The sequence below is a fragment of the Novosphingobium resinovorum genome (genome assembly GCF_036352595.1).
Taxonomy (GTDB): Bacteria; Pseudomonadota; Alphaproteobacteria; order Sphingomonadales; family Sphingomonadaceae; genus Novosphingobium; species Novosphingobium resinovorum_B.
The window spans coordinates 119,803-146,129 of record NZ_JAZFAX010000001.1 but is presented as its reverse complement, the minus strand read 5'-3'; the positions used below and the strand labels follow the sequence as shown (position 1 = coordinate 146,129).

Below are 26,327 nucleotides of genomic sequence, written 5' to 3'. Positions count from 1 at the left end.
CATCCGACACCGAAGACCCGCTGCATGGCGCACCCGGCTGCTGGTGCAGGTCCGGACTCTGGCCCGAACCCTGGCCCGAACCCTGGCCCGAACCCTGGCAGGCGTCTTCCCGGTCGCGGTGTTCGCACTGGTGTTGCTGCTCGCGATCGGCGAATGGGGCCTGCTCGGCGGCATCCTTGCCGGAACGGGACTGGGCGCGGCGATGGCATGGGCGCTGGACCGGCTGATCGCGCGGTATCGTCCGGCGCGGTGGGCAGCCGCAACGACGATCGCGCTGCTGCTGGCGCTCGTCGTCCTTTCGCTCTGGTGAAAGGCGACGCGCAACGTCGCTCCATTGAACGACGAAAAAAGGAAATGGTGCCCCTGGCCCGACTCGAACGGGCACGCCTTTCGACAAACGATTTTGAGTCGTTCGCGTCTACCATTCCGCCACAGGGGCAAGCATTTCGAAGCGCGGCTTAGCGGGGCCGCGCTCCGTACTCAAGTCATGCTTTGAGCGCAGTCGCCACGATCTTGTGGAGACGCGAGTGCAGGACGTCGTTGCCGGCCAGAATCTCGGTGTCGCAGATCGGGTTCGAACGGCCCTTCCAGTCCGACACGAAACCGCCGGCCTCACGCACGAGCAGGCAGCCCGCTGCGGTATCCCACGGCTTGAGATCCGATTCCCAGAATCCCTCGTAGCGGCCCGAGGCCACCCATGCGAGGTCGAGCGCGGCCGATCCGAAGCGGCGGATGCCCGCCACCTGCGGCGCGAGGCCGTGGTAGATCTTGGTCCACACGCCGTGATCGCCGTGGCCTGCGAAGGGAATGCCGGTGGCGATCAGGCTCTCGTCGAGGTGACGGCGCGAGGAGACGCGCAGGCGGCGGTCGTGCAGCCACGCACCGCGTGCCTTCTCGGCCCAGTAGCTTTCGTCGGTGACCGGGTTGTAGATCAGGCCCGCGGTGACCTCACCCCAGCCCTTGCCGTCCAGACGCGGCTCCTGCACCGCGATCGAGATCGCGAAGTGCGGGATGCCGTGAAGGAAGTTGGTCGTGCCGTCGAGCGGATCGACGATGAAGCGCGGCTTGGTCGGGTCGCCCTCGATCTCGCCGGCTTCCTCGAACAGGTAGCCCCAGTCCGGCCGCGCGGCGCGCAGTTCGTCCCAGATGGTGCGCTCGGAAGCCTGGTCGGCCTTCGACACGAAGTCCGCAGGGCCCTTGCGGCTGACCTGCAGGTGCTCGATTTCGCCGAAGTCGCGACGCAGGCGGTTGCCGGCCTTGCGGGCGGCCTTCTCGATGACGCGGATGAGACCGGAAATGGCGGCCATGACTGTACTTCACTCCTGTGGGCCCGTCAGCGGGCCCGAACTATCAACGGCCCTGCGGCGCGGGTTTGGGGGCAGCAGCGCCGGCTGCGGCAGTCGGCTTGAAGCCGCAGATCTGCGCCATGACGCTCAGCACCTGGCTGGGGTTTTCGCGGCTGATCTTGCCGGGATTCTCGGCGATCACCTTGTCCATCGATTCGGTGATCTTGCCGAGCGAATTGTCGTAGAGGCAACCCACGAGCGCGCCCTTGACCGGTTCCTCGACCTTGTCCGACTGCAGCCCGCTGATAAGCACCTTGAGGTAGAGCATCGCGTGCTGCGCCGGGCCATTGGCGCCGGCTGCGGGAGCAGCGGCGGCAGCCGGCTTGGCGGCGGGCTTCGCGGCGGCCTTGGTGGCCGCCGAAGCGCCGGAGGACATGGAAGTTCCCGCGATCGCCAGGGCGGCGGTCAGGGTGGTCAGGGCAAGCTTGTTCATGGTCAATCTGCCTTCTTCACGTAAGTCTTTTCATAGACGTCCACGATGATGCGCGTGCCGCTTTCGATGTGCGGCGGCACCATCACGCGCACGCCGTTGTCGAGCACGGCGGGCTTGTAGCTGGACGAGGCGGTCTGGCCCTTCACCACGGCGTCGGCTTCGACGATGGTGGCTTCGACCTGCTCGGGGAGCTGGACCGAAATCGGGCGCTCTTCCCACATTTCCAGGCTGACCTGCATCCCGTCCTGAAGGAACGCAGCGGCATCGCCCAGCAGATCGGCGGGAAGCGAGATCTGGTCGTAGTTCTCGGTATCCATGAACACCAGGTCGTCGCCCTCGGCGTAGAGGAACTGGAAGTCCTTGGTGTCCAGGCGGACGCGCTCGACGGTGTCGGCGCTGCGGAAGCGCACGTTGGTCTTGCGGCCGTCGATCAGGTTCTTCATCTCGACCTGCATGAAGGCGCCGCCCTTGCCGGGCTGCGTGTGCTGCGTCTTCGCAACCTTCCAGATGCCCTTTTCATATTCAAGGATGTTACCGGGACGGATATCGACGCCACTGATCTTCATGGTTCTGGCCTTCAGGATGGGAAAGAGCTGAATCGCGGGGCCACAGCAGGCGCGACCCTCGAAAGGATGCGCCCTTAGACGAGGTCGCGAGGCATGGCAATTGCTTCGCGCCAATGCTACCCGAATGCCATGAAGCGTGCCTCCCTTCCCGTCGTGCTGTTGGCCCTCGTCGCCGGCTGCGCCTCCGCCGAGCCGACGCCGCCCCCTGTGCGCGGCGGTCTGATCTCGACCCTGCCGATCGGCACTTACACTTGCGAGATGGCGGGCGATGCCGGCGGGCTCGTCGGCAAGCCACTGCCGGAATACGAATTCCGTGTGGTCAATGCCTCCGCCTACAAGGCCGGCGGCATTCGCGGCAGCTACCTGCTGACCGGGCAGTACGTCACCATGACCGGCGGCAAGCTCAAGGGCCTGAAGCTGCACAAGGTCTCGGGCAACTTCCTGCGCAAGGTGGAGGACAACGGCAGCGACGGCGAAATGCGCTGCGTGCGCAGTTCGCACCACTGAAAGCCCTGCGCCGCCGCCCCGCTTCCATCGCCTCCGCGGTTTGCCCCCGGCGCATGCGCGCCCTAGCTCTTGGCGGAAGACAGGCCGGGGACGGCGGGAGCGGGCGATGGATCTACAGTTGCAGGGCAAAGTCGCGATCGTCACCGGCGCGACCGCCAACATCGGCCGCGCCGTGGCGCTGGACCTGGCGGCCGAGGGGGCGATTCCCGTACTCGTGGGCCGGGACCATGCCGCCGGCACGCGGCTGACGGCCGACTGCAAGGCGCGCGGCGCGCCCGATGCGGTGTTCGTCGCCGCCGACATGCTCGATCCCGCCTCGCCCGCGAAAGTGCTGGAAGCCGCCGAGATGCTCGGCCCTGTCTCGGTGCTCGTCAACAATGTCGGCGGCAATGTCGACCAGGGGCTTTTCGCCGATTCCGATCCCGCGAAGTGGATGGCGGACATCAACCTCAACTTCGGGACGGTGCTGCGCATGACGCACGCCGTCCTGCCCGGCATGATCGGCCGCAAGACCGGAGCGATCGTCAATGTCGGATCGACGGCGGCGCTGGTGGGGGACTACATGCTGCCGGTCTATTCGGCCGCCAAGGGCGCGGTGCACAGCTTCACGGCGGTGCTCGCCAAGGAACTCGGCGCGCACGGCATCCGCGTCAACGCCGTCGCGCCTTATGCCACCATCCCGACCGACCCGGCCAGCCTCAGCAGCGGTAGCCGTTTCAACCCCGAGACCGGGCTGTTCTCCAAGGGTGCCGCCAGCGTCGGCGAGGAAGACCGCGCCTTGCGCCAGCGCCGCACGTTCGTCGGCCGCCCTTTCGCGGCGCCGGAGGAAATGGCGGCGATGGTCACCTTCCTCGCCTCGGCGCGGGCCAGCTTCATCACCGGGCAGGTCTACGCGGTGGACGGGGGCGCGCTGCTGTGACGGGAGACAGGCCATGATCGACCAGGCGGCCATGCAGGCGCTCATCGACAAGGAAGCGATTCGCGAACTGGTGCTGCTATATTCCCGCGCGATCGACCGGCAGGACATCGCTCTGCTGCGCGACCTCTACACCGAGGACGCCACCGATACCCACGGCGACACCTTCGACGGGCCGGCGAAGGACTATTGCGACTTCATCGCCGGTGCCTTCCCGCACATGCCCTATTCAGGCCATCACGTCTGCAACCACCTCATCGCGGTGGATGCAGACAGCGCCGAAGGCGAAGTCTACGCCCTCGCCCTCCACCTCATTCCGACGCGCGGGGGCGGACGGGAAGAGGACTTCATGGCGGTGCGGTACATCGACGACTATCGCCGCTGCCCGGACGGCCGCTGGCGCTTCGCGAAGCGCGTGGTCACATACGACCTGAAGCTGCGCCGCCCCTTCGACGGCGGCGGCCTCCTCGGCCTCGCCGACCGCGACCCGAGCTATGCGCAATGCCTGCAACCGCTGTTCCGGCGCGGCGCCCGCTAACGAGCACGTTCAAGAACTGATCAAATAGCGGATTTGGGTGGTTAGTTGCCCTTGGAAGCCGTTCGACGTTGCCGGAACCAAGAAACGGACAGGAAGAGTGCCGCGAGTGAGCCAGTCATCAACGAGCCGTAATAGAATGTTCGCCAATCAACGGCTAATCCCGTGAAAGCGGCTGCGCAATGTGCTCCAGCGGAGGCAAACAGGATGCGTTCGGCGATCTTCATGCCAACAGAATGGCTGTGATATTCAACTTCCGCAAGGGGGCGTTTCCCGACCGTCTGGATTTTGGCCTAAAATGCTGGGAAACCGCCGTTCCGAAATCAGATCGTCATCCCAGCGAAGGCTGGGACCGCTATCGTCATGTCGCCGCGTTTCGGCGAGGCCGGGATGAAGCTCGCACCGCCTTGCCGATAGGACCCATCATGGCCATAGTGGTCCCAGCCTTCGCTGGGATGACGATAGTGCTTGAACGACGACTTCGCCCGCGCAGCCACGGGGCATGATGACATCGGATTGAACCATCGTTCGCCATTGCGCCCCGGGCACACGCCGGGGGTCGCAATGCCGATTCACGATCATCCTGGGCTCAGGCCGCGACCAGCCCGCGAATGGCGCTCTCGAACAGGCCGCGCCCGTCGGTGCCGCCGTGCGTCGTCTCTATCGCGCGCTCGGGGTGCGGCATCATGCCCAGCACGTTGCCGGCGGCATTCAGCACGCCCGCGATCGAACGCGCCGAACCGTTGACCTGCTCGGCATAGCGGAACGCCACGCGGCCTTCGCCTTCCAGGCGGTCCAGCGTGTCCTCGTCGGCGAAATAGTTGCCGTCGTGGTGCGCCACCGGGATGCGGATCACCTGCCCCGCTTCGTAGGCATTGGTGAACAGCGACTGCGCATTGGCCACTTCGAGGCCGACTTCGCGGCATACGAAGTTCAGCCCGGCATTGCGCAGCAGCGCGCCCGGCAGCAAGCCGCTTTCGGTCAGGACCTGGAAGCCGTTGCACACGCCCAGCACCGGCACGCCCTTGTCCGCCGCCGCGATCACCGCCTGCATGATCGGCGAGCGCGAGGCGATCGCGCCGCAGCGCAGATAGTCGCCATAAGAGAAGCCGCCCGGAACCGCGATGAAGTCGAGCCCCGAAGGCAGCTCGCTGTCGCCATGCCAGACGCGGTGAGGCGCGGTGCCCGAAACCTTCTCCAGCGCCGTCGCCATGTCGCGGTCGCAGTTCGAGCCCGGGAAGGTGATGACGGCGGAAGTGAAGGACATCAGGCGGCCACCTTCTCGATGCGGTAGTTCTCGATCACCATGTTGGCGAGGAGCTTGCGGCACATCTCGTCGAGCGCCTCGTCGGTCACCGTCTCGGCGACGTCCAGTTCGAACAGGCGGCCGGCGCGCACGTCGTTGACGCCGGAGAAGCCGAGGCCCTCGAGCGAGTGATGGATCGCCCGTCCCTGCGGGTCGAGGACACCGGACTTGAGGCTGACGTGGACGCGGACTTTCATCGGGCGGGCCTTTCGCATGGACAGCAGGCAGATTCGTTGGATGCGCCTATGACCCTTCGGGCGCGCCGGGGCAAGGTTGAACGCGCGCGCTGCACGCACCGTTGAACGGGACGGCGCGACCTGCCATCACCGCGCGATGACCAGCACCCTCCCCATGTCCTTCGCCGATCAGGTCGCCGTCGTCACCGGAGCAGGCACCGGGCTCGGCCGCGCCTATGCGCTCGAACTGGCGCGGCGCGGCGCCAAAGTCGTGGTCAATGACCTTGGCGCCGCGCGTGACGGATCGGGGCAATCGGACGCCGCGCTCAGCGTGGTGGAGGAAATCCGCGAGGCCGGCGGCGAGGCCATGGCGGATGGCGGCGACGTGTCCGACTACGCGCAGATGGAGGCCATGGCCGCCCGCGCGAAGCAGGCCTGGGGCGGCGTCCACGTCCTCGTCAACAACGCCGGCATCCTGCGCGACCGCACGTTCGCCAAGATGGACCCCGCCGATTTCGAGCAGGTCGTGCGCGTCCACCTCCTCGGCAGCGCCTTCGCCACCAAGGCGGTGTGGGACATGATGCGCGAGCAGGCCTACGGCCGCGTGCTGATGACGAGTTCGTCCACCGGGCTCGGCGGCAACTTCGGCCAGGCCAACTACGGCGCGGCCAAGGCGGGCGTGCTCGGCCTCGCCCGCACGCTGCGGCTGGAGGGCGCGAAATACGGCATCCGCGTCAATACGATAGTGCCGACGGCCGGCACCCGCATGACCGCCGACATCTTCCCGGAGGAAGCCTACAAGGCGTTCGAGCCCGAAAACGTGGTGCCCGCCGCGATCTTCCTGACATCGCGTGATGCGCCGACCGACGTGATCCTCGCGGCGGGCGGCGGCGTCTTCCAGCGCGCCTGGCTGACCATGAACGACGGCCTGCTGCTGCCCGAAGGCGCCCGCTCCGCCGAGGATCTGGCCGCCGCCTGGCCCCGCATCGCCGACCGCTCGGGCGACCATCCCTTCGAGACCGGAATGGACCAGGCCCACCACGCCCTTTCGATGCTGCTGAAAGCGCAGGATTAACTAGACGTAATCCCCATTGACGCCCCCGCGTTGGCCCCGCAAACCGCAGGCAGGCAATCGGGGGAAAGCCTTGCATAGGAACATCTATAACGCTGCCCGCGCTGCGGTGCTGGCATGAGCGGCTATCTCGCGCAGCGCGAAACGCGGCGCCTGCGCACCTTGTCGCGCATCGCGAGGGTGACGATCGGCATCTACCTCGCGGTATGGCTGGTACAGACGCTGCTCGCCATCTGGGCGCTGAGCTTCGTCGCCACCGGCGTCTACGGCGCCGCGATGTTCATGGCGGCGCAACTCACCGGTCTGGCCGCGGCGATCGGCATACTGGCCTTCCTGCCCAGCGCGCTGTTCTTCCTGCTGTGGTTCCACAAGGCGATCGCCAACCTGCACGATGCGGGCCTTTCGGGGCTGGAGGCGCGCGCGGGCTGGTCGGTGGGAAGCTTCTTCGTGCCGTTAGTGGGCCTTTGGGTGCCGTTCGGTGCCATGCGGGAATTGTGGAACCGCAGCCACGGCGAGGACGAATGGCAGGCGAAAGCCAGCGTCGGCGACGTCGGCATCTGGTGGCTGGGCTTCGTCGCGGGCACCCTGGTGATCGTCCTGATCGACAGCATCCTGGTGTTCAACGCCCTGACAAACCTGGAAATAACCACCCCGCGCGGCGTGAACGAGGCGCTCAACATCACCGGCACCTCGCTATGGTGCCTCTCCGCGTTCTTCCTCTTCCGCATCGTCGGCAAGGTAACCCGCGCCCAGCAGACCCTCTCCGACGACCGACTGGCATTTCTATAGCAGGGTGACGGCGGGTTTGGGTGGGTTGCGATCGTCCCGTCATCCCGGCGCACGCCGGGACCGTGGGCAAGTCTTGCGGTAATAGTTGCCGTCGAGGCGACCTGAGACGAGGTTACGCCTAAAGACCGCCCATGGTCCCGGCATGCGCCGGGATGACGAAAAGGTATCACGCGAAGACGCAAAGCCGCGAAGGATAAGCGCTGGCGGCGAAACTGCCTGTTGTCCTCAAAGCTGCGGTTTACGCTCAGTCCAACGGTGCGACGATGCAATGAGCCTGCGGCTCAAAGCGAAACCTTCGCGCCTTCGCGTGAACCACTCTTCCTTATTCCCCGTAACATCCACAACGGAGCACAAGCTGACGTCATCTTGCTTCCCGTACTTACTCCAACCCCTCTCAGCCTGAGCGGGGTTGAGAACAGGGCTTTCCGGCAGGCGCGGTATGACTACGACGAGGCGCAAGCCGCCGCCAACGCCCTCACCCGCCTACTCCGCCAGCGCCTTGTTGATGTCCTCGACCATCTTCTTCGCGTCGGCGAGGAGCATCATCGTCTGGTCCATGTAGAACACGTCGTTGTCGACGCCCGCATAGCCCTGCCCGCCCATCGAGCGCTTGATGAAGAAGATCGTCTTCGCCTTGTCCACGTCGAACACCGGCATGCCGTAGATCGGCGAGGACTTGTCGGTCTTCGCGGCCGGGTTCACCACGTCGTTGGCGCCGATGATGAAGGCGACGTCGGCCTGCGCGAACTCGCCGTTGATGTCCTCAAGCTCGAAGACCTCGTCGTACGGCACGTTGGCCTCCGCCAGCAGCACGTTCATGTGGCCCGGCATGCGCCCCGCGACCGGATGGATCGCGTATTTCACGCCGACGCCGTGCTTCTTGAGCTGGTCCGCCATCTCGCGCAGGACGTGCTGGGCCTGCGCCACCGCCATGCCGTAGCCGGGGATGATGATGACGCTCTCGGCCTCCTTCATCAGGAATGCCGCGTCCTCGGCCGAGCCACGCTTCCACGGGCGCTGTTCCTTGGCCTCGCCGCTGCCCGCGGCGGCCTCGGCGCCGAAGCCGCCGGCGATCACCGACACGAAGCTGCGGTTCATCGCCTTGCACATGATGTAGGACAGGATCGCGCCCGAGGAGCCCACCAGCGCGCCCGTCACGATCATCGCGGTGTTGTGCAGCGTGAAGCCCATCGCCGCCGCCGCCCAGCCCGAGTAGCTGTTGAGCATCGAGACGACGACCGGCATGTCCGCCCCGCCGATGGGCACGATCAGCAGGAAACCGATCAGGAACGCCAGCCCCGTCACCAGCCAGAAGTCGACCGGGGACTGCGAATCGAAGAACCCGTAGATGAAGAAAACCAGCGCCAGCAGGATCGCGGCGTTGATGGCATGACGGCCCGGCAGCAGGATCGGCGTGCCGCTCATGTTGCCGTTGAGCTTGGCGAAGGCGATCACCGAGCCCGAGAACGTCAGCGCGCCGATGGCCGAGCCCAGCGCCATTTCCACCCGGCTTACGGCCAGGATCGCACCGCTATCGTCAAGGATTCCGAACGCGGCGGGGTTGAGGAATGCCGCCGCCGCCACCAGCACCGCCGCCAGCCCGACCAGCGAGTGGAACGCGGCGACGAGCTGCGGCATCGCCGTCATCTGGATCCGCCGCGCGATCACGAAGCCGATGCCGCCGCCGATCGCGATGGCGCCGAGGATCTCCGGCAGGCTGGCGATCTCGTGCGTGACCAGCGTGGTGACGACGGCGATCCCCATGCCGAACATGCCGTAGCGATTACCCCTGCGGCTCGTCGCCGGGGACGAGAGCCCGCGCAGCGCCAGGATGAAGCAGACGCCCGCGACCAGATAGGCGACCGCGACCCAGGGATTCATCGCGTGCGGCGCCATCACTTGCGGTCCTTCTTCTTGTACATCGCCAGCATCCGTTCGGTGACGGCGAAGCCGCCGAAGATGTTGACGCTGGCGAGGACGACCGCGCCCAGCCCCAGCCACTTGCCCACCGGCGAACCCGGTGCCGCGCTCGCCACCAGGGCGCCGACGACGATCACCGAGGAGATCGCGTTGGTCACCGCCATCAGCGGCGTATGCAGCGCCGGGGTCACCGACCAGACGACGTAGTAGCCCACGAAGCAGGCCAGCACGAAGATCGACAGGATCGAGACGAAGTCCATCAGTCTACTCCAGACAATCCTGCCCCGCCGGGGGAGGTGGCAGCGCGCAGCGCTGGCGGAAGGGGAAGCACGGCGCCGTGGCTGGCGATGGGACGCGCCATCTCCAGGGGATCGCGCAGGACGTCGCAAGCCGGTACGCGCACCTCGCTCAACCCGTCAGCCTCGCATTCACCACCGCACCGCCGCGCGTCAGGCGCACCGCGTCGCCGATCTCCGCGTCCAGCACCGGGCCGCCGAGTTCCTTGTCCCAGAACGCCGAGACGAAGTTGAACAGGTTGCGCGAATACAGCGCCGAGGCATCCGCCGGCAGGTGCGCAGGCGTGTTGGAATAGCCGATGATCCTGACCCCGTGCCGCTCGACCACCTGGTCCGGCACGGTGCCCTCGACATTGCCGCCCTGCGGCGCGGCAAGATCGAAGATCACGCTGCCCGGCTTCATCGAGGCCACTTGCGCATCGGTGACGAGGCGCGGCGCGGCGCGGCCTGGGATCAGCGCGGTGGTGATGACGATGTCCTGCTTCGCGATATGGGCCGAGACCAGTTCGGCCTGTGCCTGCTGGTAGGCCTCGCTCATTTCGCCCGCGTAGCCGCCCGAACCCTCGCCCTCGATCCCCGCGACGCTCTCGACGAAGATTGGCTTGGCGCCGAGCGACTGGATCTGTTCGCGCGTGGCGGAACGCACGTCGGTGGCAGAGACTTGCGCGCCCAGGCGCCGCGCGGTGGCGATGGCCTGCAGGCCGGCGACGCCCACGCCCATGACAAAGCACTTGGCCGCACTGACCGTGCCCGCCGCCGTCATCATCATCGGAAAGGCGCGCCCGTAGGCGTTGGCGGCCACCAGCACCGCCTTGTACCCGGCAAGGTTGGACTGGCTGGAGAGCACGTCCATCGACTGCGCGCGGGTGATGCGCGGCATGAACTCCATCGCCAGCGCCTCCAGCCCGGCGGCGGCATAGGCGTCCACCCGCAACCGCTGCGCGAAGGGATCGAGAATCGCGACGACCCAGGCCCCCGGAGCGACCCCGCCGAGCAGGGCCGGATCCGGCCCCTGTACCCCGAAGACGATGTCCGCCCCGGCCAGCACCGCATCGACCGGGCCGACTTGCGCCCCGGCGGCGCGATAATCGTCGTCGGAAATGCTGGCGGCACGCCCCGCCCCCGCTTCCACGGCGACAAGTGCGCCGAGCCCGGCGAGCTTCCTTACGGTCTCAGGCGTCGCCGCCACGCGGGTCTCGCCGATGGCGCGCTCCGCAAGGACCGCGATCCGGCGCTGCAAGGCCAAGCCTACCGGTCCTTTACGCGGAAGCGATCAGGCCGACGACGAGCGCGGTGATGACGATGATGACCCCGGCGCCCCAGGTCGTCGCCTTGATGAAGCCGTTGTAGGTTTCCGTTGCCGCCTTCATGTCGTTGCCCGAAGCCATTGTCTCTGTACCCCAAAACCGTTCGCTTTGGAGAGACACTAACCGCCCGCAGGCCGGGGCTCAAGGGGCAAGAAGATCCATGGCGGTGTGCTAACTCATGATGAAAGTGCGGCTCCGCGTGTTTCGCATTCAGCCTTAAGCACGTATTTACCCGTTGCCATTAACGATGGCCGCTCAATTTGAAGAGGCGACGCGAAGCGGCAACATCATGGCGGATCTTGACCAGCGCCTCCTCATGCTCATCGACGACGAGCCCGCGCAGAGCCGGCTCATCTCGGCCCTCGCGGCGCGAGAGGGATGGCGCACGCTGATCGTGCGCGATGCCGAGACGGCGATCGCCACCCTCGGCACGCGCCAGGGCATGCAGCTTTCGGCCATCGTCCTCGACCAGTGGGTGCCCGGAGACGACGCCTGCGCGCTGATTTCCGAGTTGAAGGCGCGGCGCCCGGCGCTGCCGATCCTGATGCTGACCGCCAGCACCTCGCCGCTGCTGGCGGTGGAGGCGATGCGCGCCGGGGCGACCGACTACCTCGTCAAACCCGTCGCCCCCGACCGGCTGATGCACGCCCTGCGCTCGGCCACCACCCGCGAGGCCCCGCGCGACGAACTGGCGCCGCTGACCGAGAAGATGCCGTCCAACCCCGATTTCGAATCGATGATCGGGGCGGCGCCCAACTTTCGCAAGGCGCTCGCCGTCGCCGCCAAGGCCGCGCGCGGCCATGGCCCGGTGCTGATCGAGGGGGAGAGCGGCTCGGGCAAGGAAATGCTGATCCGCGCGATGCACGCCGCTTCGCCGCGCTCGCGCCTGCCGCTGCGGATCATCAACATCGGCGGCGTGCCCGCCAACTCGATCGAATCGGTGCTGTTCGGCCACGAGAAAGGCGCCTTTCCCGGCGCCTTCGACCGCCAGATCGGCGCCCTGCAGCACTGCGACGGCGCCACGCTGGCGCTCGACGAGATCGACCGCCTGCCCGAATCGGTGCAGGAGCGCCTGCTCGAAGCGGTGAAGAAGGGCGATTGCCGCCCGATCGGGGCGCGCCATTCGTTCCGCGTCGACGTGCGCGTGATCGCGGCCAGCAACCTGCCGCTCGCCGACCTTGCCGACCAGGGCCACTTCCTGCCCGAACTGCTCGGCGCGCTCTCGCCCACCAAAGTGCTGCTGCCGCCCCTGCGCGAGCGCACCGGGGACATCCCCGCCCTCACCCGCTTCTTCCTCGCCCGCATCGGCGAACAGCCGGGCCTGCGCGAACTGGGGATCACCGACGGCGCGCTGTCGCTGCTGGCCGCCTACGACTGGCCGGGCAACGTGCGCCAGTTGCAGGCGGTGCTGTTCCGCGCGGCGGTGTTCTGCGACGGCGACGCGCTGACTTCGGAAGATTTTCCACAGCTTCTCAACATACTGGGCACAGGGACATCCACAGCCCCGCAGATGCCGGAAAGCTCCGGCGTGATGCTCTATACGCCCGACGGCAACCTGCGCCCGCTGGACGAGATCGAGGCCGACGTGATTCGCCTCGCCATCGGCCTCTATCGCGGCCGCATGACCGAAGTGGCGCGCCGCCTCGGCATCGGGCGCTCGACGCTCTACCGCAAGCTGACCGAACTGGGCATCGACAACGCGGCCTGACGCCGCGATAACGGCGGCGCGCAACAAACAGGAGTTTCCCGACTTGGTCCAGTGACACCGCCCCGGCGGGCCGATCGCAAGCGGCTGCATGCATGGCCGCAAGGACACAAGTTTTCAGGGACTATTCTCATGCCTGGATTTCAGGGAAAGACCGCGCTCGTCACCGGCGCGGCATCGGGCATCGGCGCGGCCTGCGTCGAATGGCTGGCGGCAAGGGGCATAGGCAGGTTCATCCTCGTGGACATCGACGCGACCGGGTTGGAAAGCCTGGCGCCGGACTGCGAACGCATCGCCTGCGCGGGCGACGTGGCGGACCCGGCGTTGTGGGAGCATGTCGCAGAACGATGCGACGGGCTCGACCTTGCCGTGCTCAATGCGGGCATCGCGGCATCGGGCGGCATCATCGACCTCGACTTCGCGCAGTGGCGGCGGGTCATGGCGACCAATCTCGACGGCATGGTGCTGTCGCTGCGCGGCGCGATGCGGGCGATGCGGCAGAACGGCGGCAGCGTGGTGCTGACCGCATCCGCCAGCGGCATCAAGGCAGAGCCGGGCACGGCGGCCTATGGCGCCAGCAAGGCGGGGGTGATCCAGCTTGCGAAAGTGGCGGCGAAGGAAGGGGCGCCGCTCGGCATCCGGGTCAACGCGGTCGCGCCCGGCGGCGTCGATACGCCGATCTGGGACGATGTGCCGATGTTCGCGGACATGGCCGCGCGGCAGGGCCGCGACGCAGCCATCGCCAGCATGGGCAGCATGGCGACGCCGCTCGGCCGCTTTGCCCGCCGTGAGGAGATCGCGGCGCAGATCGGCTTCCTGCTTTCGGACGATGCCGCGACCATCACCGGGTCGGTGCTGGTGACCGACGGCGGATATTCGCTTTAGGAGTCCGCATGGCGAACCGGGCCGCGCGCGATGCACGGCCCGGGCCTGGAGTACCGTCCTGACGCGGGGCCTGGACGTGTATCGCGGGGCAGCGCGTTACAGATCCTCGATATAGACCTGCGGTACGCGGTAGCCGCGCTTGGCCATGGTCTTCACGTAGGAGCCGCGCTCATGGCGCAGTTCGGAGCCGTACTCCTCCCATGCGTCGCGCTGGTCCTCGATGTCGCTGGCCTTGCGCAGGTCGGTCGCGAGTTCCTTCTGGCTCTCGTTGACGTTGGCGCGGTAGTTGAACCAATGCTTGTTCTCGATGCCGCCGATCGGCGTCTGGATGATGCGGTTCTCCTCGACGCGGGCGACGCGCTCCTCGTACATCGCCGGCACAACGGCCATGGCAGAAACGGGAACGATGGCGAGGGCCACGGCGGCGGCGCGAAAGATCATGGTCTGCTTCATGGGCTGAACCCCTTTGTCGCTTTCCAGTGCGCCCGGCGGGATTGCCCGGCGCTCGGAAGGACAAACGGGCACGAGCGCGATCGGCGTCCGCGAAAGGGACGAAGCGGGCCCTCCGCAGGACGTTTCGCACTGCAGCAAGGCCTTGTGCGAACGGGGTCACATAACCTGGCCTGCGCGTTCATCCGGCGGAAATGCGCGGTTCATGCGCCGTCCAGATTTGTATCGCTCAATCCGGCAGTTGCGAGAAGTCGGTCAGCGCCGCATCGCGCAGGCCCCGCCAGACGCGCACCGCCTGCACCGTCTCGGCGACGTCGTGGACCCGCAGCAGGTGAGCGCCGGCATCGATCGCCTTGACCGCCAGCGCGACCGAGCCGCCGAGCCGTTCATGTGCCGGAGCCTCGTTCGAAAGCGCCCCGATCATCCGCTTGCGGCTCACCCCCACCAGCAGCGGATGGCCCAGCGCATGGAACAGCGGCAGCGCGTTGAACAGCGCCAGGTTCTGCGCCAGCGTGAGGCCGAAGCCGAAACCGGGGTCGAGGATGATCCGATCGGCCGCGATGCCGGCGGCCAGGCAGGCGTCGCGGCGCGCTGCCAGCCAGTCGAACACGTCGAGCACGACATCGTCGAAGACCGCGCCCGAATGCAGGTCGTCGGCCTTGCCCGGCGCGTGCATCAGCATCACCGGCGCGCCGGAAGAGGCCGCGAGTTCCAGGCTGCGCGGGTCGTAGCGCAGCGCCGAGACGTCGTTGATGATATGCGCCCCCGCCGCCAGCGTCGCTTCCATGACCGCCGGCCGGCGCGTATCGACACTGATCGCGGCGCCCATCGCGGCCAGGCGCTCGACCATCGGCACCACGCGTTTGAGTTCGTCGCCTTCCCAGACCGCCGCCGCGCCGGGGCGGGTGGACTCGCCGCCGAGATCGACGATCGCCGCCCCCGCCTCCAGCATCGCCGCGGCATGGGCCGAGGCGACCTCGACGTCGTCGAGGAACCGGCCGCCGTCGGAAAAGCTGTCGGGCGTCATGTTGAGGATGCCCATGACCTGCGGCTGGTCGAGCCGGATCGTCCGCTCGCCGCCACCTTTCACGGTCAGGCGCAGCGGCGCACGGACCTTGCGCAAGTTCGCCCACTGCGCCTCGGCCGCCGCGCCGAGATCGGCGGGAAGCGCGGCCAGCGCGCCGGGCATCCGCGCCGCCGGGACGCGCTCACGCGAGATGACGCGGCCGTTCTCGCGCACCAAGATCGCGAAGCGGCTTGCCCAGACCATCGCGCCGCCGAGCCGGACGGCCTCGCCCTCCTCGCTCTGCGGACTGTCGGCAAGGGCGATCGGGCGGATGTAGAGCTTGCGGGTCATGGCGCCGCCTTAGCGCGGGCAAGGACGATGCAGAACCGGTTTTCGCGAAGTCCTATGGACTGATAGCGCGATGACATGGATGGAACCATCATCCGTCATTGCGAGCGAAGCAAAGTCATCACGTTCTAAGCGAAGGCTGCCGCGTTCCGGAGCAGTTGATAGGCCTCCACCACTGCCTGCAATCGCTCGGCGTGGCCGTGATCGCCGCCGTTATGATCGGGATGATACTGTCGCAGCAGGCGCGTGTAGCGAAAGCGCAGGGTCTTGCGATCGATGTCGCCGTCCAGTCCGAGCGTCTGCAGCGCGCGGCGCTCGTTGGGCGTGAAGCGGGCGTTTTCGGGCTTCAGGTCGGCCTGGCGGCGCTTCACATGAGCCCGCGCCCGCGCCTGGATCGCCTCCAGCGGGTCGGAGAAGCTGGCCCAGTGCGGCGCCCCGTCCACGCCGGCATCGGGGCGGAAGGCGCGAGTCTGCGTCTCCCAGCCGTGGAGCGGCGACTGCGCGCGCATGATCTCCTCGGCCTCCATGCCCTCGAAATAGTCGTAGCCCGAATTGAATTCCCGCACATGGTCGAGGCAGAACCAGCGGTAGTCGCCCGGCCCGTCGAAACCCGAGGCGCGGCCGCCGGGCGCGCGGAACTCCCCCGCCTCCCGGCAGCCCGGCCAGGTGCATTCGCGACCGGTCGATTCGAACCTTCCATGAAATCTATGCTGTCTCACCGGCTTCCAGATGGGACATCGATCGCCTAAATGGAAGCCCATGTCCGGACCACTCGAACAGGAAATGCGGCAACTGCTGACCGCTGCCTTCGCCCCCACGTCGCTCGACGTGGTCAACGATTCCGCCACGCACCGCGGCCACACCGGCGACGACGGCAGCGGCGAATCGCACTTCACCATCCTGATCGAGAGCGCGCAGTTCGCCGGTGTCTCGCGCCTGCAGCGCCAGCGGCTGGTCAATGCGGCGCTGGGCGACATTCCCGGCAACCGCGTGCATGCCGTGGCGATCAAGGCGAGTGCGCCGGGGGAATGAGTGAACCGGGTGGCGGGACACGCTCTCGTCATCCCGGCGAATGCCGGGACCGCGGGCCGTGAACAGCCCCCTCCCGGCGAGAAGAGTTTTACGGGAGTTCGCGTCTGAAGAATTGCCCGCGGTCCCGGCATTCGCCGGGATGACGGGGTTTTGCCTGGCCTCCCCCTCATGGCAAACACCCCGGTTGCCCAAACGCGAATGCGCGACTAAGGCGCGCACCATGCCGACACCTCTGACTTTCGCCGTGCCCAAGGGCCGAATCCTCGACGAAGCGCTGCCGCTGATGGCGCGCGCCGGTGTGATTCCCGAGGCGGAATTCCATGACAAGAAGTCGCGCGCGCTCTCCTTCGCCTGCGAAAACAGCGACATGCGCCTGATACGCGTGCGCGCCTTCGACGTCGCCACCTTCGTCGCGCACGGCGCCGCGCAAGTCGGCATCGTCGGCTCTGACGTGGTGGAGGAGTTCGCGTATTCCGATCTCTACGCGCCGGTGGACCTGAACATCGGCCACTGCCGCCTCTCCGTCGCCGAAAAGGTGGGCGAGACCGGCGGCGCGCTGCCCTCGCACTTGCGGATCGCCAGCAAGTACCCGAACCTCACCCGCCGCCACTTCGAGAAGCTGGGCGTGCAGGCCGAAGTCGTGAAGCTGAACGGCGCGATGGAACTGGCGCCCTGCCTCGGTTTGTCGAGCCGGATCGTCGATCTCGTCTCCACCGGCCGTACGCTGAAGGAGAACGGCCTCGTCGAGACGAGCCGCATTCTCGACATTTCCGCGCGCCTGATCGTCAACCGCGCCGCCCTCAAGACCGACGAGCGCGTCGCCGCGCTGGTCGAGGCCTTCCGCGCGCTGGTGGCCGAGAAGGAAGCCGCCTGATGCTGCGCCTGTCCAGCACGGACGCCGGTTTCGCGGAGGCCTTCGCGCGCGTCGTGTCCGACCGCCGCGAAAGCGCGGTGGACGTGGCCGCTGACGTCGCCGCGATCCTCCGGGACGTGCGCGCGCGTGGCGATGCCGCATTGGCTGAACTCACCACGAAGTTCGACGGCCACGATCTCGACCAGACCGGCTGGAATGTCGATGCACAGGCCTGCAAGGCCGCCTTCGACGCGCTCGATCCGACCTTGCGCGCGGCGCTGGAACTCGCCGCCGAGCGCATCCGCGCCTACCACGCCGCGCAACTCCCCGAGAACCGCGACTACACCGACGCCGCCGGCGTGCGCCTTGGCGCGACGTGGAATGCGGTGGACGCGGCGGGCCTATACGTTCCCGGCGGGCGGGCAGCCTATCCGTCCTCGCTGCTGATGAACGCCATCCCCGCCAAAGTCGCCGGGGTCGAGCGTCTCGTCGTCGTCACCCCGACGCCGAAGGGCGAGGTCAATCCGCTCGTCCTCGCCGCCGCGCACCTTGCGGGCGTGGACGAAGTGTGGCGCGTGGGCGGTGCCCATGCCGTCGGCGCGCTGGCCTATGGCACCGACCGCATCGCCCCCGTCGATGTCGTGACCGGCCCCGGCAACGCCTGGGTGGCCGAGGCCAAGCGCCAGCTCTACGGCGTCGTCGGCATCGACATGGTCGCTGGCCCCAGCGAAATCCTCGTCATCGCCGATGCGAAGAACGAACCCCGCCGGATCGCCGCCGACCTGCTCAGCCAGGCCGAGCACGACCCGACCTCGCAGTCGATCCTCATCACCGACGACGCGGCTTATGCCGATGCCGTGGCCAAGGCAGTCGAACTCGAACTTGTCGCGCTCGCCACCGAGAAGACCGCCCGCGAAAGCTGGAGCGTCAACGGCGTCATCATCGACGTCGCCAGCTTCGACGAAGCCCCCGCGCTCGCCAATGCACTGGCGGCCGAACACGTCGAGATCGCCACTGACGATCCCGAAAGCCTTATGCGCCGCATCCGGCACGCAGGGTCCGTGTTCCTCGGCCGCATGACTCCCGAGGCGGTCGGTGATTACGTCGCCGGTCCCAACCACGTCCTGCCCACCGGGCGCCGGGCGCGGTTCTCCTCGGGCCTCTCGGTCCTCGATTTCATGAAGCGCACCAGCTTCATCCAGCTTGACGCCGCGGCGCTGGAGGCCATCGGCCCCGCCGCCGTCGCCCTTGCCGAGGCCGAAGGGCTTCCCGCGCACGCGCGCTCCATTTCCGTAAGGCTGAACCCATGAGCAATCCCAAGCAGAAGCGCGCCGCCGCGCGCCTCGCCGCCGTCCAGGCGCTGTACCAGTTCGACATGGAAGGCACCCCGATGGCCTCCCTGCTCGACGAATTCCACCGCCACCGCCTGGGCATGGAGATCGACGACGCGCAGTTCGCGCAGGCCGAAGTCGCGTTCTTCGACGACGTGGTGAAAGGCACCATCGCCCGCCGCGACGAGATCGACGAACTGCTGGCCTCCAAGCTGACCGAGGGCTGGTCGCTCGGCCGTCTCGACAAGACGATGCTGCAGATCATGCGCGCGGGCGCCTACGAACTCATGGCGCGCGCCGACATTCCGACCGGCGCGGCGATCAGCGAATACCTCGACGTCTGCCATGCCTTCTTCGACCCGCGCGAGGCGAAGTTCCTCAACGGCGTGCTCGATTCGGTGGCGAAGTCGGTCCGCTGACGGCATGATCCTCGGATGACCGGCGAAGCCGCCTTCATCCACGCCCTGCGCGCCATCGCCACCGACCCCGCCGCACGGCGGCTGGCGGACGATGCCGCCGTGCTCCGGATCGGCGGCGAGGCGCTGGTGCTGACGATGGATACCGTCGTCGAGGGCGTCCATTACCTCCCCGACGATCCGCCGCAGGACGTGGCGTGGAAGCTGGTGGCGGTGAACGTCTCCGACCTTTCCGCCAAGGGCGCGGCACCGATCGGATGCCTCTATTCGCACGCGCTGGGTGAAGCCGCCTGGGACACGGCGTTCCTCGCCGGACTGGACGAGGCCTGCCGCCGCTTCGCCATTCCCCTGCTGGGCGGCGACACCGTGCGCATGCCCGAAGGCGCGCCGCGCAGCTTCTCGCTCACGGCGCTGGGAACGGGGCCAGCGGACTGCCCGGTGCCCTCGCGCACGGCGGCGCTGGCGGGAGACCTGGTCTGGGTGAGCGGCACCATCGGCGACGCCGGGCTCGGCCTGAAGGCGGCCCTTGGCGAGGTATCGGGCGATGCCGCCAGCATCGCCGCGCTGATCGCCCGCTACCGCCGCCCCGCGCCCGAACCGCGCCTTGGCGTGGCGCTCGCCCCGCTCGTGCATGCGATGATGGACGTTTCCGACGGCGTACTGGTCGATGCCGCGCGAATGGCCGAGGCGAGCGGAGTGCGCATCGCCCTGGAGGCACAGGCCCTGCCGCTTTCCCCGGCCCTGTGCGCGGTGGCCGGCAGGACGCCGGCGGCACGGCTGGCGGCGATGACTGCCGGGGACGACTACGAACTGCTGTTCACGGCGCCTGCGGAGCATACCGCCTCGCTTCTCGACGCAGCGCATGCCCTTGGCGCGCAAGTCACGCATATCGGGGCCGTCGAAGTCGGCGCCGGCTTGTCACTGAACGATCACGGCGTGCCGCAGCCGCTACCCGAAAGCCTCGGCTACCAGCACTAGGTTGCCGTCAGAACCCGTAGACCAAGGAGAAGCGCGAGATCGTATCGGTCTTGAGCGATCCCGACGGCGGCGAGGTCTCGTGCTCGATCGAATAGGATATCTTGGCCTTCAGGCCCTTGGCCATGGCCGCTTCGACCGCGGTGAGCGACGTGAAGGTGTTGTTGTCCGAGCCGATGTAGCTGGTCGCATCCTCGGTCAGCTTGATGCCGGTGGACAAGGTCCAGTCGAAGTCCAGCGACGTCGCCGCCGACCAGTCGGTGCGCGAAGCGTCATCGACGTAGTCGGTGCGGCGGACGGCCGGGCCCGCCTCGATCGACAGGGTCATCTTCGGGCGGCTGACGATCCGGTAGCCTAGACCGCTCGAGGCGGTGTAGCGGTTCTCGTAGCCCTGGATGCGGTCCCGTTCGTACTGGATGCGCCCATAGCTGAAGAAGTCGGCGTTGAGGGTGAAGCGCGGCTGGTAGCTGGCGAGGTACTGGGATGTCGTGACCGAGCCCGAATCTTCCTGGTAGCTCGCCGTCGCGGTGATGATGTGCTCCCACTTCAGGCCCTTGCGATTGAGCTTCAGCGCTCCGGTCACGCCGAAGTTGTCGGTGTTGCCGGTGGAGCGGAAACCGCCCAGCTCGATCTGCCCCTTCCACAATTCCAGCACGCCCGAGGCGCGGATGCGGGCATTGTCGGCCTCGGTCTTGGCGGCGATCTCCTTGGCGCGGCGATCGTTGAACGCCTTCTGCATGTCGCGGATCTCGTCCTTGTCGTACGGCTGCGTCTGCATCGCGAACTTGACGAGGGTGGCGACCGAGGCGCTGTCGTCGGTCTTCATCGCCGCTTGCAGCAGCGTGCGCACCGCCTGCGGCAGACGCGGCCGCTCGGCCCTGACGTAAGGCACGTACTCGGGATAGTCCGGCAGGTCGAGCACCAGCGGCGGCGGCGGAAGCGGGATCAGCACGAGCGGCTGCTCGAACTCGAACACCTGCGCGTGCGCAGGCGTGGCGAGTGACAGCAGGGGGAGCGTGGCGAGGAGCGGGAGGCGCATCGTCATGCTGCGATTGCTAACCGCTTACGTGCGCAAACGCCAGCCACTCCGGAAGATCCAGGTGATGATACCGACGCAGACCGCGAGGAATGCGAAGGTCAGCCCCAGCGACAGGCCGATCGGCACGTCCGAGCTGCCGTAGAACGTCCAACGCAGCCCGTTGACGAGGTAGACAACCGGATTGGCCATCGCCACCTGCCGCCACGGATCGGGCAGCATGTCGATCGAGTAGAACGTGCCGCCCAGGAACGTCAGCGGCGTGAGGATCAGCAGCGGCACGATCGTCAGCTTCTCGAAACTGTCCGCCCAGATGCCCAGGATGAAGCCGAACAGCGAGAAGCTGGCCGAGACCAGCAGGACATAGAAGAAGGCGTAGACCGGGTGCGCGATCGAATAATCGACGAAGAAGCTTGCGGTCGCGAGGATGATCGCGGCGAGGATCAGCGACTTGGTGGCCGCCGCGCCGACGAAGCCCAGCAGCGTCTCGATGACGCCGACGGGGGCCGAGAGCAGTTCGTAGATCGCGCCGGTGAAGCGCGGCATGTAGATGCCGAAGCTGGCGTTCGAGACGCTTTCGCCCAGGATCGTGAGCAGCAGCAGGCCGGGGACGATGAAGGCGCCGTAATTGACCCCGTTCAGGCCGCCGTGGCCGCCTGCGCTCATCTGCCCGCCGATGGCGGCGCCGAAGACGACGAAATAGAGCGTGGTGGTCAGCACCGGGGCAAGGATGGACTGCATCGCCGTGCGGAAGGCCCGCATCAGTTCCTGCTTGTAGATGGTCCAGGCGGAGCGCGCGTTGAACAGGCTCATGCCGCGGTCTCCTGGGCGCTGGTTTCCGACGTCGGCGCATCGGGGCCTTCGAGCAGGTTCACGAAGATGTCCTCCAGGCTCGATTCGTGGATGTCGATCGCGGTGTAGTCGATGCCGGAACGGGTCAGTGCCTTGGTCAGTTCGGCCACTTCTGCGGTGCCGGCCGAGGCGCCCTCCCCGCCGCCGCCGCGATAGACGAGCATGCCGCCGTCCTCCGACAACGTCACCGGATAGGCGGCGATCGCGGCCGGCACCTCGGCCAGCGGCTGCGCGAGCGAGATCAGCGCCTCGGTGCGGCCAAGACGCTCCATCATCGCCGCCTTCTCGTCCACCATCAGGATCTCGCCCTTGCGGATGATGCCGACGCGGTCGGCCATCTCCTCGGCCTCCTCGATGTAGTGGGTGGTGAGGATCACGGTAGTGCCGCGCTCACGCAGGAGGGCGATCTGCTTCCACATGTCGCGGCGCAGTTCGACGTCGACGCCCGCCGTCGGCTCGTCGAGGAACAGCAATTCGGGTTCGTGCGCCAGCGCCTTGGCGATCAGCACGCGCCGCTTCATCCCGCCCGAGAGATTGCGGATCTGCTCGTCGCGCTTTTCCCAGAGGCTGAGCGCGCGCAGGATCTCCTCGATCAGGGCGGGGTCGGGTGGCAGGCCGAACAGCCCGCGCGAGTGATTGACCGAGCGCAGCACCGGCTCGAACATGTCGGTCGCCAGTTCCTGCGGCACCAGGCCGATGCGGGCACGCAAACGGCGCCAGTGCCGCCCCATGTCCTCGCCGAACGCGGTGATGGTGCCGGAGGTCGGCCGCACCATGCCGCAGACGGCGCCGATCAGCGTGGTCTTGCCGGCGCCGTTGGGGCCCAGCAGGGCGAAAATCTCTCCCTTGTTGATGGTGAGGTCCACGCCCTTGAGCGCGGTGAACCCGCCTGCATAAGTCTTGGTCAGGCGGCTGATTTCGAGAACGGGCTGCATGGGCGCATGAATGGGGATGAATCGCGCAGGTTCCAAGCCCTTTCCCGTGCAACTTCATGCAATGCCGCGATGAGCGAGACCGTCCCTTGGCGATGGGTCGAACCAGGGATGCTTCGCCGCGCGCACGAAAAAGGGCGCCTCCTTCGCGGAAGCGCCCTCTTCGTTCAGCTTGGGACCGATCAGTAGCGTCAGATCAGTACCGGTAGTGATCCGGCTTGAACGGGCCCGCTTCCGGCACGCCGATGTAGTCGGCCTGCTTCTTCGACAGCTTGGTGAGCTTCACGCCCAGCTTTTCGAGGTGCAGCGCGGCGACCTTCTCGTCGAGGTGCTTGGGCAGCACGTAGACGTCGTTCTTGTAGGCGTCGTTCTTGGTGAACAGTTCGATCTGCGCCAGCGTCTGGTTGGTGAAGCTGGCCGACATCACGAAGCTGGGGTGGCCGGTGGCGCAGCCCAGGTTCACCAGGCGGCCCTTGGCGAGCACGATGATCTGCTTGCCGTCCGGGAACGTCACGAGGTCGGTGCCCGGCTTGACTTCCTTCCACTCGTAGTTGTCGAGCGCCGAGATCTGGATCTCGCTGTCGAAGTGGCCGATGTTCGAGACGATCGCCTTGTCCTTCATCGCGGCCATGTGCTCGCCGGTGATGACGGCTTCGTTGCCGGTGGCGGTCACGAAGATGTCGGCGCGCGAAACCGCGTCCTCCATGGTCACGACCTCGTAGCCCTCCATCGCGGCCTGCAGCGCGCAGATCGGGTCGATCTCGGTGACGAGGACGCGCGCGCCGCCGTTGCGCAGCGAAGCGGCCGAGCCCTTGCCGACATCGCCGAAGCCGGCGACGCAGGCGACCTTGCCGGCCAGCATCACGTCGGTGGCGCGGCGGATCGCGTCGACCAGCGATTCACGGCAACCGTAGAGGTTGTCGAACTTCGACTTGGTGACGCTGTCGTTCACGTTGATCGCGGGGAACGGCAGCTTGCCGTCCTTGGCGAGGTGGTAGAGGCGGTGGACGCCGGTGGTGGTCTCTTCCGAGACGCCCTGGATCGCCTTGACCGAGGCGGTGAGGTAGCCCGGCTTGGCCTTGAGGAAAGCGTTCAGCGCGCGGACGAACTCGATTTCCTCGGCATTCGAAGGCTCGAACAGCGTCTCGCCCGCTTCGACGCGCGCGCCCCAGAGCGCGAACATGGTGGCGTCGCCGCCGTCGTCGAGGATCAGGTTGGCGGTGAGGTCGGGATTGCCCTCGCTCGACCAGTCGAAGATCTTGCCGACGTAGTCCCAGTAATCGGCCAGCGATTCACCCTTGATCGCGTAGACCGGGATACCGGCGGCGGCGATGGCGGCGGCGGCGTGGTCCTGCGTCGAGAAGATGTTGCAGGTGGCCCAGCGCACTTCCGCGCCGAGAGCCACCAGGGTCTCGATCAGCACGGCGGTCTGGATCGTCATGTGCAGCGAGCCGGTGATGCGCGCGCCCTTGAGCGGCTGCGACGCGCCGAATTCCTCGCGCAGCGCCATCAGGCCCGGCATTTCGGTCTCGGCGATGGCGATCTCGGTGCGGCCGAAGTCGGCAAGGCCGATGTCGGTGATGGCGTAGTCGGGGGTGGTGGCCACGTGGGACTCCTGAAGATTGCGTCACGCCGGCGCCGCGCGCGGGAAGCCCCCGCAGGCGGCGCCGGTACTGCCGCGTCCCTACCCGCTCCGCATCAGCGAGGCAAATATAAAGATAGCTTTATATGTTCTGTCTGACGCACGATGCCTTTGTCTCGGATCGTCATTGCGAGCGCAGCGAGGCAATCCAGCGCCGTGGGCCATCCGTGGATTGCTTCGCTACGCTCGCAGTGACGGAGTGTGGTTCGATCTGATATCAGCGCATGGCCAGCGCCATGAGGATGGGCGGCTGGCGCTCCAAGAGCTGCCCCGCGACTTCCACCAAGGTTGCGCGGCCCTGCACCGTGGCCAGCCCCTGCGTGATCGAACGCAGCTGGTGGCACGAGAGCCAGGGGTGACCGGCGCCGTACTCGTTCGCCATGACCACGCTCATCCGGTCGAGCGGCCCGCCCGAAACCTCGGCGCCTTCGCCCAGCTCGGCGCGGAGCTGGGCATTGGCTTCGTTGAGTTCGGCCATGTGACTGCTGGTGAACCTGCCGTAGTCCTCCATGAAGTCGTCCGCCGTGGTGCGGCAGCGCAGCCCGGTCACCATCAGCATGATGTCCATGCGCCGAAGCTTATGCGCCTCGCTCGGCGTGGTCGCGGCGGAAGCCGGAGCGGCCTCGGCCACCCCCGCCCCGCCCAGCCCAAAGGCGAGCGCCATTAGCGCGGCCAGCCACGGCCGCGTGATTCCGATCCTGTTCATTGCCCTTTTCCCCGCGAGACGATCCCCGCGAGAAGACGATGTCATCGATTGCATTTACCCGTGTCTGAAGAACCGTGGTTAGCGCGCGTTAATCGCGATTTCCCGGCCGTAATATCGACTTGCGCGTTCACGAGTGTACATATCAGAGCCCCAACCATGCGCACTTGTGGACGCCGGCGAGGGGACACCCCCGCGCCACGCCCCGCCACGCCCGCCGCGTTTCGTGCACCTCGCAGGCGGCGAATCGAAATTCCTGCCGCCATGCCGTTGCCCGCGCGGCCACTCGGCCTATATCTGCGCGGCGCCCATATCTGTGCGGCAAGACCGTTTTCCCGTCATGAAAGGACCAATGCCATGACCATCGCCATCGGTGACACCCTGCCCGACGTAAAGCTCATCAAGGTCGGCGAAAGCGGCCCCGAGCCGGTGCAGTCGGCCGAATACTTCGCCGGCCGGAAGGTCGCGCTGTTCGCGGTGCCCGGCGCCTTCACCCCGACCTGCTCGGCCAAGCACCTGCCCGGCTTCGTGGAGAAGGCCGCCGACCTCAAGGCCAAGGGCATCGACGAGATCGCCTGCGTCTCGGTCAACGACGCCTTCGTGATGGGCGCCTGGGGCAAGGTCACCGAAGCCGAGAACGTCACCCTGCTGGCGGACGGCAATGCCGATTTCGCCAAGGCCGTGGACCTCGTCATGGACGGGTCGGGCTTCGGCATGGGCACGCGCAGCCAGCGCTACTCGATGGTCGTCGACGATGGCGTCGTCGCGCAGCTCAACGTCGAGGCGCCCGGCACGTTCGAGGTAAGCTCGGCCGACTACCTGCTCGGCCAGCTCTGAGGGTTGTCATAGCGCGAAAAGGCGGCCTTCCTTCGGGAGGGCCGCCTTTTTCGTGTCCGGCACGGGCGGCACGGCATTGGCGCGGCATCGGCCCGGCGTTGGAATGCGCGCGGCCCTTGGCGCGGCGGGGCGAGAGGGTTAGGTCGTAAACTCAT

31 protein-coding genes and 1 tRNA gene are annotated in these 26,327 nt (G+C 67.2%); 14 read left to right on the top strand and 18 right to left on the bottom strand.

Translation table 11 applies throughout. The features are described 5' to 3' along the window. The first annotated feature begins 43 nt into the window (after positions 1-43). Positions 44-310, top strand: a complete 267-nt coding sequence (locus V2S85_RS00750) for a hypothetical protein (protein WP_330700971.1) — start codon at positions 44-46, stop codon at positions 308-310. Between the two features lie 45 nt (positions 311-355). On the opposite strand, the gene V2S85_RS00745 is transcribed toward V2S85_RS00750, so the two are convergent. From V2S85_RS00745 to efp, 4 genes are all read right to left on the bottom strand, one after another. Beyond that, positions 356-439 (bottom strand) — tRNA-Leu (locus V2S85_RS00745). A gap of 46 nt (positions 440-485) precedes the next feature. After that, entirely contained in the window at positions 486-1,307 is an 822-nt protein-coding gene (locus tag V2S85_RS00740) for an inositol monophosphatase family protein (protein ID WP_008828399.1), read from the bottom strand. A gap of 43 nt (positions 1,308-1,350) precedes the next feature. Continuing rightward, positions 1,351-1,779, bottom strand: coding sequence for a hypothetical protein (locus V2S85_RS00735; RefSeq protein WP_330700970.1), 429 nt, complete (start codon positions 1,777-1,779; stop codon positions 1,351-1,353). Between the two features lie 2 nt (positions 1,780-1,781). Then, positions 1,782-2,345: an elongation factor P gene (gene efp, locus V2S85_RS00730; RefSeq protein WP_008828401.1), complete on the bottom strand. Its 564-nt coding sequence runs from the start codon at positions 2,343-2,345 to the stop codon at positions 1,782-1,784. 129 nt (positions 2,346-2,474) lie between these two features. Between efp and V2S85_RS00725 the strand changes: the two genes are divergently transcribed. From V2S85_RS00725 to V2S85_RS00715, 3 genes are all read left to right on the top strand, one after another. Next, positions 2,475-2,852 (top strand): hypothetical protein, encoded by a 378-nt coding sequence (locus tag V2S85_RS00725; RefSeq protein WP_330700969.1) that lies wholly within the window; start codon positions 2,475-2,477, stop codon positions 2,850-2,852. A gap of 106 nt (positions 2,853-2,958) precedes the next feature. After that, the gene (locus V2S85_RS00720) at positions 2,959-3,771 is read left to right on the top strand and encodes an SDR family NAD(P)-dependent oxidoreductase (protein ID WP_330700968.1); all 813 of its coding nucleotides are present in this window, start codon (positions 2,959-2,961) and stop codon (positions 3,769-3,771) included. Positions 3,772-3,784: 13 nt separating this feature from the next. Beyond that, on the top strand, positions 3,785-4,306 hold the full coding sequence (locus tag V2S85_RS00715; RefSeq protein ID WP_330700967.1) for a nuclear transport factor 2 family protein: 522 nt from the start codon (positions 3,785-3,787) through the stop codon (positions 4,304-4,306). A 586-nt stretch (positions 4,307-4,892) separates the two neighbouring features. Here the strand turns inward: V2S85_RS00715 and purQ are convergent. Together purQ and purS are read right to left on the bottom strand one after the other, a co-directional pair. Further along, positions 4,893-5,570 carry a phosphoribosylformylglycinamidine synthase subunit PurQ gene (purQ, locus tag V2S85_RS00710; protein ID WP_330700966.1) on the bottom strand — a complete coding sequence of 226 codons (678 nt, stop codon included), beginning with the start codon at positions 5,568-5,570 and terminating at the stop codon, positions 4,893-4,895. After that, the gene (gene purS, locus V2S85_RS00705) at positions 5,570-5,806 is read right to left on the bottom strand and encodes a phosphoribosylformylglycinamidine synthase subunit PurS (protein ID WP_330700965.1); all 237 of its coding nucleotides are present in this window, start codon (positions 5,804-5,806) and stop codon (positions 5,570-5,572) included. Before purS ends, purQ begins: the two co-directional genes overlap by 1 nt. Positions 5,807-5,942: 136 nt before the next feature. Here purS and V2S85_RS00700 point away from each other — a divergent pair, with 136 nt between their 5' ends. Together V2S85_RS00700 and V2S85_RS00695 are read left to right on the top strand one after the other, a co-directional pair. Next, on the top strand, positions 5,943-6,860 hold the full coding sequence (locus tag V2S85_RS00700) for an SDR family NAD(P)-dependent oxidoreductase (protein ID WP_330700964.1): 918 nt from the start codon (positions 5,943-5,945) through the stop codon (positions 6,858-6,860). A gap of 114 nt (positions 6,861-6,974) precedes the next feature. Next, complete coding sequence (locus tag V2S85_RS00695; protein WP_330700963.1) at positions 6,975-7,646, top strand: DUF4328 domain-containing protein; 672 nt, start codon at positions 6,975-6,977, stop codon at positions 7,644-7,646. Positions 7,647-8,129: 483 nt separating this feature from the next. Here V2S85_RS00695 and V2S85_RS00690 read toward each other — a convergent pair whose 3' ends face one another. The 4 genes from V2S85_RS00690 to V2S85_RS00675 all read right to left on the bottom strand — a co-directional run bounded on the left by V2S85_RS00690 (position 8,130) and on the right by V2S85_RS00675 (position 11,250). After that, positions 8,130-9,542, bottom strand: a complete 1,413-nt coding sequence (locus V2S85_RS00690) for an NAD(P)(+) transhydrogenase (Re/Si-specific) subunit beta (protein ID WP_330700962.1) — start codon at positions 9,540-9,542, stop codon at positions 8,130-8,132. After that, a complete protein-coding gene (locus V2S85_RS00685) occupies positions 9,542-9,826 on the bottom strand; it encodes an NAD(P) transhydrogenase subunit alpha (RefSeq protein WP_330700961.1) in 285 nt (94 codons plus the stop codon). Before V2S85_RS00685 ends, V2S85_RS00690 begins: the two co-directional genes overlap by 1 nt. 148 nt (positions 9,827-9,974) lie before the next feature. Continuing rightward, positions 9,975-11,108 (bottom strand): NAD(P) transhydrogenase subunit alpha, encoded by a 1,134-nt coding sequence (locus V2S85_RS00680; protein ID WP_330700960.1) that lies wholly within the window; start codon positions 11,106-11,108, stop codon positions 9,975-9,977. Positions 11,109-11,121: 13 nt separating this feature from the next. Then, entirely contained in the window at positions 11,122-11,250 is a 129-nt protein-coding gene (locus V2S85_RS00675) for an aa3-type cytochrome c oxidase subunit IV (RefSeq protein WP_330700959.1), read from the bottom strand. 208 nt (positions 11,251-11,458) lie between these two features. On the opposite strand from V2S85_RS00675, the gene V2S85_RS00670 reads away from it, so the two are divergent. Both V2S85_RS00670 and V2S85_RS00665 read left to right on the top strand, forming a co-directional pair. Beyond that, the gene (locus tag V2S85_RS00670; RefSeq protein ID WP_330700958.1) at positions 11,459-12,877 is read left to right on the top strand and encodes a sigma-54 dependent transcriptional regulator; all 1,419 of its coding nucleotides are present in this window, start codon (positions 11,459-11,461) and stop codon (positions 12,875-12,877) included. 129 nt (positions 12,878-13,006) lie between these two features. Further along, positions 13,007-13,759: an SDR family NAD(P)-dependent oxidoreductase gene (locus V2S85_RS00665; protein ID WP_330700957.1), complete on the top strand. Its 753-nt coding sequence runs from the start codon at positions 13,007-13,009 to the stop codon at positions 13,757-13,759. 96 nt (positions 13,760-13,855) lie between these two features. Here V2S85_RS00665 and V2S85_RS00660 read toward each other — a convergent pair whose 3' ends face one another. From V2S85_RS00660 to V2S85_RS00650, 3 genes are all read right to left on the bottom strand, one after another. Further along, positions 13,856-14,212 (bottom strand): hypothetical protein, encoded by a 357-nt coding sequence (locus V2S85_RS00660; protein WP_330700956.1) that lies wholly within the window; start codon positions 14,210-14,212, stop codon positions 13,856-13,858. A gap of 226 nt (positions 14,213-14,438) precedes the next feature. After that, positions 14,439-15,566, bottom strand: coding sequence for a dihydropteroate synthase (folP, locus tag V2S85_RS00655; protein WP_330700955.1), 1,128 nt, complete (start codon positions 15,564-15,566; stop codon positions 14,439-14,441). Between the two features lie 125 nt (positions 15,567-15,691). Then, entirely contained in the window at positions 15,692-16,282 is a 591-nt protein-coding gene (locus V2S85_RS00650) for a J domain-containing protein (RefSeq protein WP_330700954.1), read from the bottom strand. A 40-nt stretch (positions 16,283-16,322) separates the two neighbouring features. Between V2S85_RS00650 and V2S85_RS00645 the strand changes: the two genes are divergently transcribed. The 5 genes from V2S85_RS00645 to thiL all read left to right on the top strand — a co-directional run bounded on the left by V2S85_RS00645 (position 16,323) and on the right by thiL (position 20,173). Continuing rightward, the gene (locus V2S85_RS00645; protein WP_330700953.1) at positions 16,323-16,595 is read left to right on the top strand and encodes a BolA family protein; all 273 of its coding nucleotides are present in this window, start codon (positions 16,323-16,325) and stop codon (positions 16,593-16,595) included. 220 nt (positions 16,596-16,815) lie between these two features. Further along, a complete protein-coding gene (gene hisG, locus V2S85_RS00640) occupies positions 16,816-17,469 on the top strand; it encodes an ATP phosphoribosyltransferase (RefSeq protein WP_271183439.1) in 654 nt (217 codons plus the stop codon). Further along, positions 17,469-18,758: a histidinol dehydrogenase gene (hisD, locus tag V2S85_RS00635; RefSeq protein WP_330700952.1), complete on the top strand. Its 1,290-nt coding sequence runs from the start codon at positions 17,469-17,471 to the stop codon at positions 18,756-18,758. The genes hisG and hisD overlap by 1 nt, the downstream gene beginning before the upstream one ends. Next, positions 18,755-19,198 carry a transcription antitermination factor NusB gene (nusB, locus tag V2S85_RS00630; RefSeq protein WP_008829494.1) on the top strand — a complete coding sequence of 148 codons (444 nt, stop codon included), beginning with the start codon at positions 18,755-18,757 and terminating at the stop codon, positions 19,196-19,198. The genes hisD and nusB overlap by 4 nt, the downstream gene beginning before the upstream one ends. 15 nt (positions 19,199-19,213) lie before the next feature. After that, a complete protein-coding gene (thiL, locus tag V2S85_RS00625; RefSeq protein WP_330700951.1) occupies positions 19,214-20,173 on the top strand; it encodes a thiamine-phosphate kinase in 960 nt (319 codons plus the stop codon). A 7-nt stretch (positions 20,174-20,180) separates the two neighbouring features. On the opposite strand, the gene V2S85_RS00620 is transcribed toward thiL, so the two are convergent. The 5 genes from V2S85_RS00620 to V2S85_RS00600 form a co-directional block, all read right to left on the bottom strand. Beyond that, entirely contained in the window at positions 20,181-21,215 is a 1,035-nt protein-coding gene (locus tag V2S85_RS00620; RefSeq protein ID WP_330700950.1) for a DUF481 domain-containing protein, read from the bottom strand. Between the two features lie 18 nt (positions 21,216-21,233). After that, complete coding sequence (locus tag V2S85_RS00615; protein ID WP_330700949.1) at positions 21,234-22,019, bottom strand: ABC transporter permease; 786 nt, start codon at positions 22,017-22,019, stop codon at positions 21,234-21,236. Beyond that, complete coding sequence (locus V2S85_RS00610; protein ID WP_330700948.1) at positions 22,016-22,993, bottom strand: ABC transporter ATP-binding protein; 978 nt, start codon at positions 22,991-22,993, stop codon at positions 22,016-22,018. The genes V2S85_RS00615 and V2S85_RS00610 overlap by 4 nt, the downstream gene beginning before the upstream one ends. A gap of 193 nt (positions 22,994-23,186) precedes the next feature. After that, complete coding sequence (gene ahcY / locus V2S85_RS00605) at positions 23,187-24,596, bottom strand: adenosylhomocysteinase (RefSeq protein WP_008829668.1); 1,410 nt, start codon at positions 24,594-24,596, stop codon at positions 23,187-23,189. A 253-nt stretch (positions 24,597-24,849) separates the two neighbouring features. Next, positions 24,850-25,338: an S-adenosyl-L-homocysteine hydrolase gene (locus V2S85_RS00600; RefSeq protein ID WP_330700947.1), complete on the bottom strand. Its 489-nt coding sequence runs from the start codon at positions 25,336-25,338 to the stop codon at positions 24,850-24,852. 354 nt (positions 25,339-25,692) lie between these two features. Between V2S85_RS00600 and V2S85_RS00595 the strand changes: the two genes are divergently transcribed. Then, positions 25,693-26,172 (top strand): peroxiredoxin, encoded by a 480-nt coding sequence (locus V2S85_RS00595; RefSeq protein WP_330700946.1) that lies wholly within the window; start codon positions 25,693-25,695, stop codon positions 26,170-26,172. The last annotated feature ends 155 nt before the right edge of the window (positions 26,173-26,327 follow it).

Bases quoted from the DNA above. Each gene is read 5' to 3' on its own strand.
- V2S85_RS00740 (WP_008828399.1), bottom strand. From the start codon at position 1,307: ATGGCCGCCATTTCCGGTCTCATCCGCGTCATCGAGAAGGCCGCCCGC.
- V2S85_RS00735 (WP_330700970.1), bottom strand. From the start codon at position 1,779: ATGAACAAGCTTGCCCTGACCACCCTGACCGCCGCCCTGGCGATCGCG.
- efp (WP_008828401.1), bottom strand. From the start codon at position 2,345: ATGAAGATCAGTGGCGTCGATATCCGTCCCGGTAACATCCTTGAATAT.
- V2S85_RS00725 (WP_330700969.1), top strand. From the start codon at position 2,475: ATGAAGCGTGCCTCCCTTCCCGTCGTGCTGTTGGCCCTCGTCGCCGGC.
- V2S85_RS00720 (WP_330700968.1), top strand. From the start codon at position 2,959: ATGGATCTACAGTTGCAGGGCAAAGTCGCGATCGTCACCGGCGCGACC.
- V2S85_RS00715 (WP_330700967.1), top strand. From the start codon at position 3,785: ATGATCGACCAGGCGGCCATGCAGGCGCTCATCGACAAGGAAGCGATT.
- purQ (WP_330700966.1), bottom strand. From the start codon at position 5,570: ATGTCCTTCACTTCCGCCGTCATCACCTTCCCGGGCTCGAACTGCGAC.
- purS (WP_330700965.1), bottom strand. From the start codon at position 5,806: ATGAAAGTCCGCGTCCACGTCAGCCTCAAGTCCGGTGTCCTCGACCCG.
- V2S85_RS00700 (WP_330700964.1), top strand. From the start codon at position 5,943: ATGACCAGCACCCTCCCCATGTCCTTCGCCGATCAGGTCGCCGTCGTC.
- V2S85_RS00695 (WP_330700963.1), top strand. From the start codon at position 6,975: ATGAGCGGCTATCTCGCGCAGCGCGAAACGCGGCGCCTGCGCACCTTG.
- V2S85_RS00690 (WP_330700962.1), bottom strand. From the start codon at position 9,542: ATGGCGCCGCACGCGATGAATCCCTGGGTCGCGGTCGCCTATCTGGTC.
- V2S85_RS00685 (WP_330700961.1), bottom strand. From the start codon at position 9,826: ATGGACTTCGTCTCGATCCTGTCGATCTTCGTGCTGGCCTGCTTCGTG.
- V2S85_RS00675 (WP_330700959.1), bottom strand. From the start codon at position 11,250: ATGGCTTCGGGCAACGACATGAAGGCGGCAACGGAAACCTACAACGGC.
- V2S85_RS00670 (WP_330700958.1), top strand. From the start codon at position 11,459: ATGGCGGATCTTGACCAGCGCCTCCTCATGCTCATCGACGACGAGCCC.
- V2S85_RS00665 (WP_330700957.1), top strand. From the start codon at position 13,007: ATGCCTGGATTTCAGGGAAAGACCGCGCTCGTCACCGGCGCGGCATCG.
- V2S85_RS00660 (WP_330700956.1), bottom strand. From the start codon at position 14,212: ATGAAGCAGACCATGATCTTTCGCGCCGCCGCCGTGGCCCTCGCCATC.
- folP (WP_330700955.1), bottom strand. From the start codon at position 15,566: ATGACCCGCAAGCTCTACATCCGCCCGATCGCCCTTGCCGACAGTCCG.
- V2S85_RS00645 (WP_330700953.1), top strand. From the start codon at position 16,323: ATGTCCGGACCACTCGAACAGGAAATGCGGCAACTGCTGACCGCTGCC.
- hisG (WP_271183439.1), top strand. From the start codon at position 16,816: ATGCCGACACCTCTGACTTTCGCCGTGCCCAAGGGCCGAATCCTCGAC.
- hisD (WP_330700952.1), top strand. From the start codon at position 17,469: ATGCTGCGCCTGTCCAGCACGGACGCCGGTTTCGCGGAGGCCTTCGCG.
- nusB (WP_008829494.1), top strand. From the start codon at position 18,755: ATGAGCAATCCCAAGCAGAAGCGCGCCGCCGCGCGCCTCGCCGCCGTC.
- thiL (WP_330700951.1), top strand. From the start codon at position 19,214: ATGACCGGCGAAGCCGCCTTCATCCACGCCCTGCGCGCCATCGCCACC.
- V2S85_RS00620 (WP_330700950.1), bottom strand. From the start codon at position 21,215: ATGACGATGCGCCTCCCGCTCCTCGCCACGCTCCCCCTGCTGTCACTC.
- V2S85_RS00615 (WP_330700949.1), bottom strand. From the start codon at position 22,019: ATGAGCCTGTTCAACGCGCGCTCCGCCTGGACCATCTACAAGCAGGAA.
- V2S85_RS00610 (WP_330700948.1), bottom strand. From the start codon at position 22,993: ATGCAGCCCGTTCTCGAAATCAGCCGCCTGACCAAGACTTATGCAGGC.
- V2S85_RS00600 (WP_330700947.1), bottom strand. From the start codon at position 25,338: ATGAACAGGATCGGAATCACGCGGCCGTGGCTGGCCGCGCTAATGGCG.
- V2S85_RS00595 (WP_330700946.1), top strand. From the start codon at position 25,693: ATGACCATCGCCATCGGTGACACCCTGCCCGACGTAAAGCTCATCAAG.